The sequence below is a fragment of the Streptomyces sp. NPDC008163 genome, from assembly GCF_042956885.1.
GTDB classification, from domain to species: domain Bacteria; phylum Actinomycetota; class Actinomycetes; order Streptomycetales; family Streptomycetaceae; genus Streptomyces; species Streptomyces drozdowiczii_A.
The window spans coordinates 1-15,362 of record NZ_JBIBHG010000011.1; the positions used below are offsets into that span (position 1 = coordinate 1).

Annotated in this window: 13 protein-coding genes; 8 read left to right on the forward strand and 5 right to left on the reverse strand. The window is 73.2% G+C overall.

Going from position 1 to position 15,362, the window contains the following annotated elements; genetic code table 11:
* Nucleotides 1-91: 91 nt before the first annotated feature.
* Both ACFZAT_RS23525 and ACFZAT_RS23530 read right to left on the reverse strand, forming a co-directional pair.
* Nucleotides 92-688 (reverse strand): hypothetical protein, encoded by a 597-nt coding sequence (locus ACFZAT_RS23525; protein WP_391266682.1) that lies wholly within the window; start codon nucleotides 686-688, stop codon nucleotides 92-94.
* A gap of 225 nt (nucleotides 689-913) precedes the next feature.
* Entirely contained in the window at nucleotides 914-1,390 is a 477-nt protein-coding gene (locus ACFZAT_RS23530; RefSeq protein WP_391266684.1) for a DUF6643 family protein, read from the reverse strand.
* A gap of 372 nt (nucleotides 1,391-1,762) precedes the next feature.
* Here ACFZAT_RS23530 and ACFZAT_RS23535 point away from each other — a divergent pair, with 372 nt between their 5' ends.
* Together ACFZAT_RS23535 and ACFZAT_RS23540 are read left to right on the forward strand one after the other, a co-directional pair.
* On the forward strand, nucleotides 1,763-2,872 hold the full coding sequence (locus ACFZAT_RS23535) for a DUF5954 family protein (protein ID WP_391266686.1): 1,110 nt from the start codon (nucleotides 1,763-1,765) through the stop codon (nucleotides 2,870-2,872).
* 107 nt (nucleotides 2,873-2,979) lie between these two features.
* A complete protein-coding gene (locus ACFZAT_RS23540) occupies nucleotides 2,980-4,317 on the forward strand; it encodes a TerD family protein (protein WP_391266690.1) in 1,338 nt (445 codons plus the stop codon).
* 21 nt (nucleotides 4,318-4,338) lie between these two features.
* Here ACFZAT_RS23540 and ACFZAT_RS23545 read toward each other — a convergent pair whose 3' ends face one another.
* Nucleotides 4,339-5,511 (reverse strand): glycosyltransferase, encoded by a 1,173-nt coding sequence (locus ACFZAT_RS23545; RefSeq protein WP_391266693.1) that lies wholly within the window; start codon nucleotides 5,509-5,511, stop codon nucleotides 4,339-4,341.
* Nucleotides 5,512-5,569: 58 nt separating this feature from the next.
* Between ACFZAT_RS23545 and ACFZAT_RS23550 the strand changes: the two genes are divergently transcribed.
* Together ACFZAT_RS23550 and ACFZAT_RS23555 are read left to right on the forward strand one after the other, a co-directional pair.
* On the forward strand, nucleotides 5,570-6,352 hold the full coding sequence (locus tag ACFZAT_RS23550; RefSeq protein WP_391266695.1) for an aspartate/glutamate racemase family protein: 783 nt from the start codon (nucleotides 5,570-5,572) through the stop codon (nucleotides 6,350-6,352).
* A 68-nt stretch (nucleotides 6,353-6,420) separates the two neighbouring features.
* Complete coding sequence (locus tag ACFZAT_RS23555) at nucleotides 6,421-6,984, forward strand: hypothetical protein (RefSeq protein WP_391266697.1); 564 nt, start codon at nucleotides 6,421-6,423, stop codon at nucleotides 6,982-6,984.
* On the opposite strand, the gene ACFZAT_RS23560 is transcribed toward ACFZAT_RS23555, so the two are convergent.
* Nucleotides 6,932-8,047, reverse strand: coding sequence for an O-antigen ligase family protein (locus ACFZAT_RS23560; RefSeq protein WP_391266699.1), 1,116 nt, complete (start codon nucleotides 8,045-8,047; stop codon nucleotides 6,932-6,934). The genes ACFZAT_RS23555 and ACFZAT_RS23560 overlap by 53 nt on opposite strands.
* Before the next feature lie 194 nt (nucleotides 8,048-8,241).
* Here ACFZAT_RS23560 and lnt point away from each other — a divergent pair, with 194 nt between their 5' ends.
* Both lnt and ACFZAT_RS23570 read left to right on the forward strand, forming a co-directional pair.
* Entirely contained in the window at nucleotides 8,242-9,837 is a 1,596-nt protein-coding gene (gene lnt, locus ACFZAT_RS23565) for an apolipoprotein N-acyltransferase (RefSeq protein WP_391266701.1), read from the forward strand.
* 29 nt (nucleotides 9,838-9,866) lie between these two features.
* The gene (locus ACFZAT_RS23570) at nucleotides 9,867-10,349 is read left to right on the forward strand and encodes an NUDIX domain-containing protein (RefSeq protein ID WP_391266703.1); all 483 of its coding nucleotides are present in this window, start codon (nucleotides 9,867-9,869) and stop codon (nucleotides 10,347-10,349) included.
* Nucleotides 10,350-10,404: 55 nt separating this feature from the next.
* Here ACFZAT_RS23570 and ACFZAT_RS23575 read toward each other — a convergent pair whose 3' ends face one another.
* A complete protein-coding gene (locus ACFZAT_RS23575; protein WP_391266705.1) occupies nucleotides 10,405-11,790 on the reverse strand; it encodes an MFS transporter in 1,386 nt (461 codons plus the stop codon).
* A gap of 416 nt (nucleotides 11,791-12,206) precedes the next feature.
* Between ACFZAT_RS23575 and ACFZAT_RS23580 the strand changes: the two genes are divergently transcribed.
* Nucleotides 12,207-15,119 carry an AAA family ATPase gene (locus tag ACFZAT_RS23580; protein WP_391266706.1) on the forward strand — a complete coding sequence of 971 codons (2,913 nt, stop codon included), beginning with the start codon at nucleotides 12,207-12,209 and terminating at the stop codon, nucleotides 15,117-15,119.
* A gap of 67 nt (nucleotides 15,120-15,186) precedes the next feature.
* Nucleotides 15,187-15,354, forward strand: a complete 168-nt coding sequence (locus ACFZAT_RS23585; RefSeq protein ID WP_391266708.1) for a hypothetical protein — start codon at nucleotides 15,187-15,189, stop codon at nucleotides 15,352-15,354.
* Nucleotides 15,355-15,362: the final 8 nt, after the last annotated feature.

The window sequence follows — 15,362 nt, forward strand, 5'->3', positions numbered from 1 at the left end:
TCCTCCACACCTACAACCACCACCGAAGCCACACCGCACTGAACGGCAAGCCACCCATCAGCCGGATTAACAACGCTGCGGGTCAATACACCTAGCTGCCGGTGCCGGTCCTGCCCCAGTCCGGGCCGACCGCCGCCCAGGCCCGGTCGATCCGTTCGTACCGCCGCCAGGTCATGCGCCGCAGGATCAGGCGCCGGACGCACTCGATCAGCAGCGCGGACAGTATCGCGGCCCCGAAGCCGGCGAGCGCGGCATGCGTGTGCGCCGTCGGTATGTCCATCGGCCGGAGCGCCGGGGCGCCTGCACGGTCGGTCCAGATCCGGACCCGGGCTCCCGGCGACGCGTTGCGCGAGGCGGTCGTCACCCTGGCCGTGCGGGCCGCGCCGTCCGGGGTGTGCCACCGGGCCACGACCTCGGTCCGCCGCAAGGAGTCGCCGGACATCTCGGGATCGGACGCATAACGGGCGCCGGCCACCCGCCGGACCACGACGGCCGTGGTGAGGTGACGGTCCGCCCGCTGGGCGCGCACCGACGCCTGGAGCGTCGCGTCCGTCCGGGCCCCGCAGAGCCAGCCCACCGCCGGGGCCGCCAGCATCAGCATCAGGAACGCGACCAGCGCCAGCCACGCCTCGCACCGGTCCGTCGCCCGGCGCAGCGGATTGTGGCGCCAGCGCCAGACGCCCGCCATCGCTCGCACAGTCCCCGCACCCCCTTCCGCACCCGTCACCGCCCGGTACGGTGCCGTCCACGCGCGGAGGCCGCACGGTCCGGGCGGCCCACCGTGCTCAACGCGCGGCACGCCCCCATGAGTTCCCGGCTCCCCCGGGCCGGGCACGTGGAGCACACCGAACGGCGCACGGACCCGTGTTGCCGGGGACCCCGCCCCGGGCCGTGCGCCGCCTGATCCGAGGGCCTAGTAGCCCCGGCCGCCCTGGTAGGGACGGCCGTACGGGTCCTCGTACGGGGACTGCGCGGGGGCGGGCCGGGCCGCGGCGGGGCGCATCGACTCGTAGCCGGACGTCGGCGCCGGGCGCTGCTGCTGCGGCGGGGCGGCCTGGTACATGCCGCGGCCACCGGCCGGCTGCTGCGGGATGTACGGCGCCGGCGCGTGCTGGAGCTGCGCGGGCTGCATCGGTGTGTAGCCCTGCTGGGCCGCCGGCTGGGGGTAACCGTAGGCCTGCTGGGGCTGGGAGGGGGCCGCGGGGAGCGCCGGCAGGGCCGACGGGAGCGCCGGCAGATAGCTGTTGCCGGTGTCGTAGGCGGCGGGCACTCGGATCGGAGCGATCTGAGGGGTGCCCCGCTCCGCGACGAGGGAGTCGTAGATCGGGGTGTCGGCAAACGACGGCGCGGCGTAGTAGCCGCCGCCGTAGGTGGAGCGGGGGGAGGTCATGACACCTAAGTTAAGCCCACGATGTGCAGATTGGGGAGTCCCAATTTTGTGGTCATCGGATTTACCCTCGCCCTACCCGTCTGACCTGCCGAAACATCGTTGTCTTCGCGGGCCCGTACCGACAGGAATCAGCCCCTTGATTCACCGCTGATCTACGGGGCTCGCCGTCGCTTCGTGAACCTCGCCGATTTCCCGGGCGCAATTCCGGTGCGCGCGCACCGGGCGCCAATGGGCGGGAGAGGGCAGGGGCCCGGCCCCGAGCCTTACCCGTCGTGGCTCGAAGGCGGCAACGCCGCAATCCCGGACAGCACTTACGGTGGATGATCCGGCGAAAGCCGCGTACACGCCGTTCGTTGACGCCAGGATGACGGCATGAATGAACACGGTGTGCGCCCCGCTGCCCGGCCGGTGCTGGTGAGGATTCCGGTGGAGCCCGTCGAGGCCGCGATCGAGGCGGACGCATTCGACGCGGCTTCCCGTAACGAACTGGCCGTCCGAGGACCGCTGTTCGGGGTAGCCACATGGTCCGAGGGCGACGGGCAGCGGTGGAGGGTGATCGCCCCGATCACGAACGGCTGCCCCCAGCAGGCCAGGGACGACCTGCAGTCCAAGCTGTGGTTCCGCGCCAAGGACGAGGCGGAGACCGAGGCGGAGCGGCGGGCCCTGCTCGGCGCGGTCGCCCGGCTGGAGACCGGGAAACCGTCCGAGGTCAGCGTCCTCGGCACGCGCTACCGCGTGGTGCGTGCCGAGGAGTACGCGGGCCTGGACGCCGACGGAGGCGTCGAACTGCCGCGCCCCACCGACCCCGAGCCCGCCATGCCCGAGTGGGACCGCATCACGGACACCGCCCGGGTCGACGACGGACTGGTCCTGGACCCCGACGCGCCCGTGACGCCCCTCCAGGCGGCGGAGATGCTGACCATGCGTTCCTTCGCGTACCAGGGGAGCCGGTATCCCGGCGGCGTCCTGCGCGACTCCGCGCGCGCCGTGGACAGCCATCCCGACGTCCTGCTCCTGCCGACCACCTTCATGATCGTGGAACGGACCGGCAACGCACGGTGGCAGGTCGGCGGCGGCCCGCACGCCACCCCGCAGGACGCCCGGCGCGCCCTCGACTTCTCGCTGACCTGGTTCAAACCCCGGCAGGCGGGCGTCGTCCCCGTCACCGCCGGGTCGGGCGTGGACGCGCGCAGCCTCGTCGCCGAGGGCACCCACCCCGACCTCGCCGACATGAAGGTCCTGGCCGACGCGGCCGACCGGCTGCGCGCGGGCCGGCTCAACGAGATCCAGGTCGACGGCACCGTGTACCGGGTCGCCCGCTCGCGGCGCCTGCTGCGCTGGGGGCCCGACGGCCCGGAGAGCCAACGGCCGTCCGACGTCACCACGGTGGAGCCGATGGCCCTTCACCCCCGCCTGGACGCGTACGGCGTCATCCACAACGGCGAGGAGGGCACACGGCCGGAGGACACCGACGCCGGCTGACCCGGGCAAGAGGGAGGCGGCGGCGGACGCCGGTACCGCACCTCGGTGGGGCAAGGGGCGGGGCTGGCATTAGGTTGACCCGGAAAGGTCTCGGAAGCGGACTCGTGATGGGGGCGAGCATGACCATGCAAAAGGGAACCAATGTCCCAGTGGCGGCCCAGGCCGTGCGTGTCGAGATGGGGTGGCGCACCGCCCCGGGGACACCCGATGTGGACGCCTCCGCGCTTCTCCTCCTCGGCTCGGGCAAGGTGCGCAACGACGGGGACTTCGTCTTCTACAACCAGGCGTCCCACTCCTCCGGCGCGGTGCGCCACGAGGGCAAGCGCACCGCCGGCGGCACGGCGACCGACACCCTCGCCGTCGACCTGGCACGGGTCGAACCGGCCATCGACCGCGTGGTGCTGGCCGCCTCGGCCGACGGCGGCACCTTCGGCCGGGTCAGCGGACTCCACGTACGCGTCCTGGACGCGATGAACGGCGCCGAGCTGGCCCGCTTCGACAGCTCCGACGCCACCGTGGAGACGGCCTTCATCCTCGGCGAGCTCTACCGGCGTCAGGGCGCCTGGAAGTTCCGTGCGGTCGGCCAGGGCTACGGCTCCGGGCTCGAAGGGCTCGCGACGGACTTCGGGATCTCCGTGGACGAACCCCAGCAGCCGCACACCGCCCCCCAGCCCGCCCCCCGGGTCACCACCCCGCCGGCTCCGCAGTACCCACAGCCGCAGCAGCCGACGCTCGCCGCGCCCATGGCGCCCCCGATGGCCCCTCCGGTTCCCCCGGCCCCTCCGGCACCGCCCGTCACCCAGCCCGTACGGCTGACCAAGGTGACGCTCACGAAGGAGGCGCCGTCCGTCTCGCTCACCAAGCAGGGCGGCACGTCCGGCGCCATGCGCGTCAACCTCAACTGGGAAGTGCGCAAGCAGTTCAAGGGCTGGGGCAGCAAGCTGGGACGCGCCGTGGCGAACCACTCGGACCTGGACCTCGACCTCTGCGCGCTGTACGAGCTGACCGACGGCCGCAAGGGAGTCGTCCAGGCCCTGGGGAACGCCTTCGGCGCGCTCCACCAGCCCCCCTTCATGCAGCTCGACGGCGACGACCGCACCGGAGCCGTCGCCACCGGCGAGAACCTGACGATCAATCTCGACCACAAGGCACAGCTCCGCCGGGTCCTGATCTTCGTCACCATCTACGAGGGCGCCCGCAGCTTCGCCGACCTGCACGCCACCGTCACCCTCCAGCCGCAGCACGGCGCGCCGATCGACTTCTCGCTGGACGAGTGCACGGTCCCCTCGACCGTCTGCGCGCTCGCGCTCATCACCAACACGGGCAACGACCTCACCGTGCAGCGCGAGGCCCGCTATCTGGTGCCGCAGCGCGGCGTCAGCCCGCAGCGCACCATCGACCACGCCTACGGCTGGGGCATGAACTGGACCCCGGGCCGCAAGTGACCGGGCCCGGGCAGCCCTGAGTCACTGATCCGGTGCGGCCTCGGGACGGGCGTACGTACGCCCCTTCCAGGCCGCACCGCGCCCCCGGTAGTGCTGCACCGCCGAATCGACGGTCATCAGCAGATACAGCAGCGCGGTGAACGGCAGCAGCGGAGCCAGCCACAGCGACTGCCGGTAGTAGCCCAGCATCGGCATGTACGTCCCCGCCATGACCGCCCACGCGACGCCCCCGGCCCACGCCGCGACCGCACTCCCGCCCAGCACTCCGGCGACCAGCGTCACCGGCGGCGCGAGATAGACCAGCGCCAGCCCGAGCACCGTGCCGGCCAGCACCAGCGGATGGTGCCGCAGCTGCGCGTACGCGCTGCGCGAGACCATCCGCCACAGATCCGCGAGGCACGGATACGGGCGCACACTGTCCACCCGGTCCGCCAGCCCCAGCCAGATCCGGCCACCCGAGCGGCGCACCGCCCGGGCCAGCGACACATCGTCGATCACCGCCTGCCGGATGGAATCCGGCACCCCCGCCCGCACCGCCGCCTCCGTCCGCAGCAGCACACAGCCCCCCGCCGCGGCGGCCGTCCGCCCCCGCTTCCGGTTGATCCACCGGAACGGATAGAGCTGCGAGAAGAAATAGACGAACGCCGGCACGACGAGCCGCTCCCAGACGCTCTCCACCCGCAGCCGCGCCATCTGCGAGACCAGGTCGAAGCCGCCCGTCTCCGCCGCAGCCACCAGTTCCCGCAGACTGTCCGGCTCATGCGCGATGTCGGCGTCCGTGAGCAGCAGATACTCCGGCTCCCGGGCCCGGGCCAGCGCGATCCCGTGGCGTACGGCCCAGAGCTTGCCCGTCCAGCCGGGCTCGGGCTCGCCCGGCGACACCACGGTCACCGGCAGCCCGCCGTACCGCACCGACAGCGCGCGGGCGACGTCCCCCGTGCCGTCCTTGCTGCAGTCGTCCACGAGGAAGACCTCGGCGGTCCCCGGATAGTCCTGCGCCAGCAGCGACGGCAGGCTCACCGGCAGCATCGCGGCCTCGTCGCGCGCCGGCACGACGACGGCGACCGAGGGCCAGCGCTCCGGGGCCGCCCGGCTCGGCAGCCGCTGGTCGGTGCGCCAGAAGAACCCCTGGCCCAGCAGCAGCCACACCCATGCGACAAGCGAACCCACGGCGATCCAGGCAACGGCGCTCATTGGCGGAAGTCTGCACCACTGAGCGGGGACCGCAAGGGCGGTCGACTATGGTGACCGGGTGAAGATCGCGCTCATGGACTCCGGAATCGGACTGCTCGCCGCCGCCGCCGCAGTACGCCGGCTGAGGCCGGACGCCGATCTGGTGCTCTCGTCCGACCCGGACAACATGCCCTGGGGCCGGGCCCCCGAGGGCGTGAAGGCCCACGCGCTCGCCGTGGCCCGGGCCGCCGCCGCGCACCGGCCCGACGCGCTGATCGTCGCCTGCAACACCGCCTCGGTGCACGCGCTGGAGCTGCTGCGGGCCGAGCTCGAACCGGGCCTGCCCGTCATCGGCACCGTCCCCGCGATCAAGCCCGCCGCCGCGGCCGGCGGCTCCGTCGCGATCTGGGCGACCCCCGCCACCACCGGCAGCCCCTACCAGCGCGGACTGATCGGCGAGTTCGCCGGGTCCGCCGCCGTCACCGAGGTGCCCTGCCCCGGTCTCGCCGACGCCGTGCAGTACGCGGACGAGGACGCCATCGGGAAGGCCATCGCCGCCGCCGCCGCGCTCACCCCGCCCGACGTCCGCGCCGTGGTCCTCGGCTGCACCCACTACGAGCTCGTCGCCGAGCGCATCCGCGCGGCCGTCGGCAGGCCCGGCCGGCCCCCGGTCGCCCTGCACGGCTCCGCCGGGGCCGTCGCCGCCCAGGCGCTGCGCCGGATCGGCGCCGAACCCGCTCCGTCGGCCGAACCCTCCTCGTCCATCGCGGTCATCCTCAGCGGACGCGTCTCGGAGCTGCCGCAGGCCGCCCTGGCCTACTCGGAAGGGCGCGGACTGGTCGCCGTCGGCTCCGTCCGCTGACCTCCCGACGGCCCGGCCGGAGCCTCGGCGCCCTCCCCGGACGCCCGTTCTTCAGTACGCTGCTCGGCATGAGGGAGCACCCCGGAGAACCGAAGCGCACCGGAGCCGGCACCCACTCGCAGGTCTGGGTCGGCCGGGCCACCAACCGCACCCAGTGGGTCCTCGCGGCCCTGGGCGCCGCCTGCCTGGCCCTGGGCATCCAGCTCGCCGTCAGCTCCAACTGGACCTCCGGCATCGCCCCGCTGCTGATGTCGGTGATCGGCTGCGTGGCCGCCGGACTGCTCATGCTGTTCGGCACCCTCGCCTTCGTGAACGTGGCCGTCCGCGTCGACGGCGACGCCCTGGAGGTGCGCTGCGGCCACATGGGGCTCCCGCGCCGCCGCATCCTGCTCACCCATGTGGTGGCCGCCGACTTCGCGCCCCACGTGAACCCCCGGCAGTGGGGCGGCTGGGGCTACCGCTGGCGCCCCGAGAAGGGCACGGCCGTCGTCGTGCGCCGGGGCGAGGGGCTGGTACTGCGGCTCGGTGACGGCCGCACGTTCACCATCACGGTGGACGACGCCGAGGCGGGCGTGCGGTTCATCCGGGCCCGGCTGCACCTGCCGTCCTCGGGCTTCCCGGCCGGGGCCTGACCCCGTCCGCCTCCCCGCCCTCCTTCCCGTCGGGCCCGCCGGGCTCGCCCGTGCCGATCGGCCGCCTGGCCGACGCGAGCCCGGCCAGCAGCCCCGCTCCCGCCGTCACCGGAGTGAAGCTCAGCGCGTTGCCCACGCTCGCCAGCACGGCCAGGGCCGTGAGCGCGGCCCCCGCCGCCAGGACCACCGCCGTGGGCCGGGGCGAGCGCCACAGCGCGTACAGCAGCCAGCCGAACGCGGCGCCCAGCAGCATCACCCCCACGAACCCCTGCTCGGCGGCCTGCTGCCACGGCGCCGAGTGCGGTTTCCCGTCCGAACCGAGGCTCTGCTGCGCCGTCGGGCTCAGCTCGTCGAACCGGCCGGGACCGATCCCGAACACCGGATGCTCCTCGGCCAGCCGCGCGGCGTCCTGCCACAGCTCGACCCGGTTCCGGGTGAGCTGGCCCTCCAGCGAGACCGAGAGCCCCTCGGGCAGCACCTCCTCGGCCATGGCCCACGAGGTACCGACGACCAGACCGGCCACCAGCGCGAGGCCGCCGAGCGCGAGCAGCCGGCGCCGCGTCCGGGCGGCCGCCAACGAGCACACCAGCACCCCGAGCGCCGCCGCGAACCCGGCCGCCGAGTCCAGGGCGAACGAGGCGCCGGCGGTGCCCAGTGCCAGCAGCCGCAGGGCGGTACGCACCCCCCGCCGCCCGGCCCCCGCCGCCGCGCAGCACGCCGCCCCGACGGCGAGGACCAGCAGTGCGGCGGCGCCACCGGTCTGCCCCGGCGTGTGCTCCGCGGTGGCCGTCGCACCCGGCATGCCGTGCCGCCAGAGCAGGGCGAGCAGCAGGCCCGTCAGCGCGGCGCAGGTCGCCGTCGCCACCGGCAGCAGCGTGCCGCAGATGCGCCCGCAGGCGAAGCCCGCCGCGACGGCGAGCAGAGCGAGCAGCACCCCCTCGGGCCGGGTCTCCCGGCCCGCCGCGCTGATCAGCGACCAGACCGCGCAGGCGGCGAGGATCAGCGCCCCGGCGGCATCGGAAGCGTTCCCCCGCTCGGGCCCCCGCCCCACTGATTCAGCCATCACGTCCGTCCCCCGGCCTGTGACCGTCCCGTACGCGAGGGCCGGAGCCGGTCCGTCGGCGGGGGACTGGCGCACAGGTTAACGGCCGCATCGGTCATATGGGCGGAACATGCGGAGAAATGATGCGGTGGTCGGGATTCCGCCATCGGGACGGGGCTCCCGTGCTGCCCGGAGGTCACCGTAGACTCCGCCGGGTGAGCACCACCATCGCCCAGGTCGGCGAACCGCAGAGCCCTGCCCCCGCCTCCCGGACCGGCGGGCTGCCGAAGCGCCTCGCGCGGCCCGCGGCCGCCGTCCTCTCCGGCGTGATGCTGTATCTCAGCTTCCCGCCCCGGCCCCTGTGGTGGCTGGTTCTGCCCGGTTTCGCCCTGCTCGGCTGGGTGTTGTACGAGCGCCGGGCCCGGGCCGCGTTCGGGCTCGGGCTGCTCGCGGGGCTCGGCTTCATGCTGCCCCTGCTGCACTGGACCGGCGAGGAGGTCGGCCCGGTGCCGTGGCTGGCCCTCGCCGCCGCCGAGGCGCTGTTCGTCGCGGTCGGCTGCATCGGCATCTCCGCCGTCTCCCGGCTCCCCGGCGGACCGCTGTGGGCGGCCGCGGTCTGGACGCTGGACGAGGCGGTCCGCGCCCGGGTGCCGTTCGGCGGCTTCCCCTGGGGCAAGATCGCCTTCGGCCAGGCGGACAGCGTTTTCCTGCCGCTCGCCGCGCTCGGCGGCACTCCGCTGCTCTCCTTCGCCGTGGTGCTCTGCGGCTTCGGCCTCTTCGAGGCGGTGCGCCGCTTCGCCCGCCACCGGTCCGCCGGTGAGTTCCGTCGCGGGGCGACCGCCGTCGCCGCGGCGGCCGTCCTCGTCCCCGTGGCGGCGGCCTTCGCGGCGCTGCCGCTCGTGGACGACTCCGCCGAGGACGGCACCGCGACCGTCGCCGCGGTCCAGGGCAACGTGCCCCGCCTCGGCCTCGACTTCAACGCCCAGCGCCGCGCGGTCCTGGACAACCACGCGAAGCGTACGGAGCAGCTGGCCCGGGACGTGAAGGCCGGCAAGGTCCCGCAGCCGGACTTCGTCCTGTGGCCGGAGAACTCCTCCGACCTCGACCCGTACCGCAACCCGGACGCCCGGATCGTCATCGACGACGCCGTCAAGGCGATCGGCGCACCGACCGTCATCGGCGCGGTGGTCGAACCCGACTCGGGCCCCCTGCGCAACACCCTCATCCAGTGGCAGCCGGACAAGGGCCCCGTCGCCACGTACGACAAGCGGCACATCCAGCCGTTCGGCGAGTACATGCCGATGCGTTCCTTCGTCCGCATCTTCAGCTCGGACGTCGACCGGGTGCAGCGCGACTTCGGCCCCGGCAAGAAGGTCGGCGTCTTCGACCTCGCGGGCACCTACACCGGGCTCGTCACCTGCTACGAGGCCGCATTCGACGACGCCGTACGCGACACCGTCGAGCACGGCGCCCAGCTGATCGCCGTCCCCAGCAACAACGCCACCTTCGGCCGCAGCGAGATGACCTACCAGCAGCTCGCCATGTCCCGGGTGCGCGCCGTCGAGCACAGCCGGTCCGTCGTCGTCCCCGTCACCAGCGGCGTGAGCGCGATCATCCGCCCGGACGGCACGGTGGCCGAGAAGACGAAGATGTTCACCCCGGACGCCCTGGTGGACGAGGTGCCGCTGCGCTCCTCGCTGACCCCCGCCACCCGGATGGGACCGCTGCCCGAGGGCATCCTGGTCCTGCTCGCGCTCGGCGCGCTCGGCTGGGCGGGCACCCTCGCGGTGCGCGCCCGGCGGGTCCGCTGAACGGGTGGCACCCCGCGTAGGGTCGTCCCATGGCGATTCCTGACTTCATCCGCGACATCCGTGCCACCGCCGGGCAGCAGCTGCTCCTGCTGCCCGGTGTCACCGCCGTCGTCTTCGACGACGAGGACAGAGTGCTCCTCGGCCGGCGCGCCGACACCGGCGAGTGGTCCGTGATCGGCGGCATCTCCGAGCCGGGCGAACAGCCCGCGACGACGGCGGAGCGCGAGGTGTACGAGGAGACCGCCGTGCGCTGCGTGGCGGAGCGGGTCGTCCTCACGCAGGCGCTGCCGCCCATCCAGTACGAGAACGGCGACCGCTGCCAGTTCCTCGACATCACCTTCCGCTGCCGCGCCACCGGCGGCACCGCCCGGGTCAACGACGACGAGTCGCTGGAGGTGGGCTGGTTCCCCGTGGACGCGCTGCCCGACCTGGCCGAGTTCGCGCTCTTCCGGATCAAGCAGGCGCTGACCGACGGTCCCACCTGGTTCGAGGCCACCGCCCCGCAGCAGTAGACACGAAGCGGGAGCGGGGCGGACCGCCCGGCTCCCGCTCTTTCCCGTGCCTGGATCAGACGGTGTGCGCGGCGTCCCGGGGCGCCTCGGCCTCCGGCCCCGCGACGGACCCCGGACCGACCTCGGCCAGATCCCGGTGGCGGGTCTCCTTCGCGCAGACCAGGGCCAGCACCGTGAGGAGCGCGGCGGCTATCACGTAGAGGGCGATGGGCGTCGAACTGTCGTAGTCGGCGAGCAGGGCCGTGGCGATGAGCGGCGCGGGCGCGCCCGCCGCGACGGACGAGAACTGCGCGCCGATCGACGCGCCCGAGTAGCGCATCCGGGTCGCGAACAGCTCCGAGAAGAACGCCGCCTGCGGCGCGTACATCGCCCCGTGGAAGAACAGCCCGACCGTGACGGCCAGCAGCAGGTTCCCGAAGCCGCGGGTGTCGATCAGCGCGAAGAACGGGAATATCCACAGACCCACGCCGACCGCGCCCACCAGATAGACGGGCTTGCGGCCCACCCGGTCGGAGAGCGCGCCCCACAGCGGGATCACGGCGAAGTGGAAGGCCGACGCGATGAGCACGGCGTTGAGCGCCGTCTGCTTGCTCAGGTCCGCCGCGGTCGTCGCGTAGACGAGGATGAACGCGGTGATCACGTAGTAGCTGATGTTCTCCGCCATCCGCGCCCCCATGGCGACCAGCACATCGCGCCAGTGGTGCCGCAATACGGCCACGACGGGCATCTTCTCGGCGGCCCCGGAAGCGGCCTTCCGCTCGTCGGCGCGGGCCAGGGCCTCCTTGAACAGAGGCGATTCATCGACAGAGAGACGAATCCACAGACCGAGGATCACGAGCACCCCGGACAGCAGGAACGGAATGCGCCACCCCCACGACTCGAACGCCGCGTCCGAGGTCAGCGCGGTGAGCGCGGAGAGCACCCCGGTGGCCAGCAACTGCCCGGCCGGCGCACCGGTCTGCGGCCACGACGCCCAGAACCCGCGCCGCTCGGCGTCCCCGTGCTCCGACACCAGCAGGACGGCCCCGCCCCACTCACCGCCGAGCGCGAACCCCTGCACCAGCCGGAGCAGGGTGAGCAGCACGGGCGCGGCCACACCGACGGTGGCGTGCGTCGGCAGCAGCCCGATCGCGAAGGTGGCCCCGCCCATCATCAGCAGGCTCAGAACCAGCAGCTTCTTGCGCCCGAGCCGGTCGCCGTAGTGGCCGAACACCAGCGCCCCGATGGGCCGTGCGGCGAAGCCGACCGCGTACGTCAGGAAGGACAGCAGTGTTCCGACGAGCGGTTCGGAGTCCGGGAAGAACAGCTTGTTGAAGACCAGCGCGGCCGCCGAGCCGTACAGGAAGAAGTCGTACCACTCGATGGTCGTGCCGATGAGGCTGGCGGCGACGATGCGCCGGAGGTGCGAGGGGGGCGGGGGAGCGGATGCTGCGTCGGCCATGGGTACCACTTCCGGGCGGGGACGGGGACGTGTCGCCACACCGTAGGAAGGGGCAGGTCAGGGGCGTATGTGGCGGGACACCACAGTTCTCGGGCGGGGTGTGCGTGGGGCCACTACGACAGATGCGTCCGGGCCGTTCCGGGAGCCGTGATGAAAGCGGGCCGGCTCCGCGAAACCCGGCGCGGCAGGGGCGTTGGTGAAGCGAGGAGGCATGTGGCCCATGGGAAACACGCGGCCTACGGGAAAGGTAATTCGTCCAATGCGCCCCCGCCGCGCATGGTCTGCTGGGATGCGACGGATGCGCCCGGAGGCGGTGCATCGCTCCCTCTGGCCCGCACGTGCTCCTCGCCGATGGGCTGGGCATGCGTGCCCGGCACCGCTGTCCTCTCTCGTGTGAAGGTGGGTGACCTGCCGCGATGCCGCTCCCGCCGACTCCGGCGCACCGAGCCGACTCCATTCTCGTCGGCAGGGGCGAGGAGCTTCGCCGGCTGACCGAGGCGGTGCTCCGGGCACCCGGCGTCGCCGTGGTCGAGGGAGAGGCGGGGATCGGCAAGACCCGCCTGGTCTCCGAACTCCTCGCCGACCCGCGTCTGGCCGGGCATCGCATCCTCACCGGTGCGGGCCGCCGCATTCGCGAACCCTTTCCCCTCGGACCGATCCTCGACGCCCTGCGCTCGGTCGGTGAACTCCTCGACGCCCACGACCTGTCACCCGTCACCGGTGCCCTGCGCCCGCTGCTCCCCGAACTGGCTCACCGGCTTCCGCCGGCACCCGAGCCGCTGGACGACCGCGCGGCCGCACGCCACCGAGTCTTCCGCGGTCTCACCGACCTGCTCGGCGCACTGGGCGACACCCTCCTGGTCATCGATGACGCCCACTGGGCCGACGAACAGACCGTCGACTTCCTCAGCTACCTCCTGGACGACGCCCCGCGCGGGCTTTCCGTGATCGTGACCTACCGTTCCGAGGAGGCCGACGCCACGCTGCGCACCGTGACCGCCCGCGTTCCCGACGGTCTCTTCCACGTCCATCTGGGGCTGCCTCCCCTGACCGCCGACGAGACCGGCGCGCTGGCCACCGCCCTGCTCGGTGCCGACCGGCCCATCACCGACGAGTTCGCCGCTTATCTGTGTGTACGTACGTCCGGCCTTCCCTTCGCGATCCGTGAGCTGATCGCTCTGCTCAGCGAACGCGGCACCCTCGTCCGGCGGGGCAGCGGCTGGGCCCGCCGCACCCTGGACGCCCTCGATGTTCCCGTGGGCGTGCGCGACTCGGTCCTGGAACGCACGGGGCGCCTCTCGCAGACGGCCCGCACCGTCGCGGAGGTCGCCGCGGTCCTGGGCGTGCCGGTTCCTCTGCGCACCCTGACCGCCGCCAGCCCGCTTCCGGCCGACGCGACGGCGGACGGGCTCACCGAAGCTCTGGCGGCCGGCCTGATAAGGGAGCAGGGTCCCCAGATCGCCTTCCGCCACTCGCTGGCCCTGCAGGCCGTCTACGACCAGATACCCCTGCCGCGTCGCCAGACCCTGCACGGCCGGGCCGCAGACGCGGTGGCCGAGCAATCGCCCACTCCTCTCGGTCAGTTGGCCCACCATCTGCGTGAGGCGCACCGGTACGACGTCTGGAGCGAGGTCGCCGAGCGCGCCGCCGACCAGGCAGCCGCGCTGGGCGACCACACGGCGGCGGCCCAGCTGCTGGAGGACGTGCTGCGCACCGCAGATCCCGAATCGGAGCGGCGTGGTGCGCTCACGGACAAGCTGGGGCAGTTCGCCATCATCGCGCGGCGCCCGCCCGACGTTCTCGACCTGCTTCAGCAGGCACAGGCTCTCGACCTGCCACGCGACGTACGAGGCCGCCTGCATTTCTGGGCCGCCCTCCAGCACGAGGCGGCCGGAGCCGCTCCGGAACTTCTCCGAGGAGAGCTGAAGGCGGCGGTGGAGAATCTCGGGGACCGCTCGGAGCAGGCCGCACACGCCATGGCCGGCCTGGGATTCCCGATCGGCGCCGACGTACCCGCCACTGAGCACGCCGCCTGGCTGGACCGGGCGTTGGCGTCGGCAGCGGTACTGGACGATCCGCGCGCCGCCACCCTGGTCCGCGGGAAGACGGCGATGCAGCTGGTGCTGCTGGGCGACCCGCGCTGGCGGGAGACCGCCGACCTGGTCCTGGCCCGCATTGACGGCTCTCCTGCCCATCCTGCCGAGGGCAGCGCACTGTATTCCCTGGGCGAGGCATGTCTGGCCGGCCACGACGATTTCGCGCGCCGGGTCCTGGCGATCGTGCCCGATGCCCGTATCGGCCCCCAGGCCGAACTGGCCCGACGGGCCATCACGCTGCTCCTGGACTACGCGTCGGGCACGTGGCAGGGCATTGACGACGAGGCCGCCGCACTGCTGGAGGACCTGCGCGGCCGCCGCTACATGTGGGTGGCGGCCGAGTCCGTGGCCGCAAGCCTGCGACTGGCCCGCTGCGGGTCGAGCGAGGTGCGGCCCCGCCTCGTGGAGGCGCTGGGCACGGCACTGTCCGCCAACGCCTTCGAGGTGGTCCCGCCGATAGTGACGGACCTGCTGCGCCTGGATGTGCTCCGACAGCGACCGCAACAGGGCGTGGACGACACCGCTGGGGCCTTCCGGCTCTGGGAAGTGAAGGCCCTGTGGCCGCTGGCGGTGCAGTCACTGCCCGCGCTGGTGCGCGCGCTGATCGCCGCGGACCGGACGGCGGAGGCGGATCGGCGGCTGCGTCGGTTCGCCACGGCCCTACGGCCTCTCCAGGCGCCCCTCGCCGACGCGGCGATCCAGCACGCCCGTGGCCTGCTGACCGCTCATGGCGGCGATCTCGCGACCGCGGCCCGTCTCTTGGACGAGGCGGCCCGGAGCTACGACGGATTCCCGAGACCGTACGCGGCCGCGCAGGTCCGGGAGGAGGCGGCCCGGATGTATCTGGCGACGGGCGATCCGGCGGGTCCGGCCCGGCTGGGGGAGGCGATCGCCGCCTTCGAAGCACTGGGCGCGCACTGGGACCACGACCGCGCCACGCAAGTGGCCCGCGATAACGGGCTGACCACGCCCCCGCGCCCCCGCCGCACCCGGCGTGGTTACGGCGACGGGCTGTCCCCGCGCGAGCAGCAGGTCGCCGAGCTCGCCACGACGGGCCGGACCAATCGGGAGATCAGCGAGGCGCTGTTCGTGTCGGTGCGCACGGTGGAGGGCCATCTGCGTTCCGTGCTCCGTAAGTTGGGCCTGCGCTCGCGCACCGAACTCGCCCATCACCTGGGCCGGACCGACGACGGCGGCGCGCGCACGGGAGCCGGCACGGCTACGAGCACGTAGCGCGGCACCAACAACACGTATTTTCGCGCGTGTTCGCACCCCCACGTGCGCTGCGACGCTGCAAGGCGTGAGCGATTCCACCACACCGTCCGAGGCATCCGGCCCTCGGAGCGGGACGACGACGGCCGCCTCCGCCGATCCGCCGGACGTCGCACCCGCCGACCACGGCCACACCATGGGCGACGCGTATGACCACGACGATCCGCCGGACGACGACGGCTGGGTGCCCGCCTGAACGGCGTC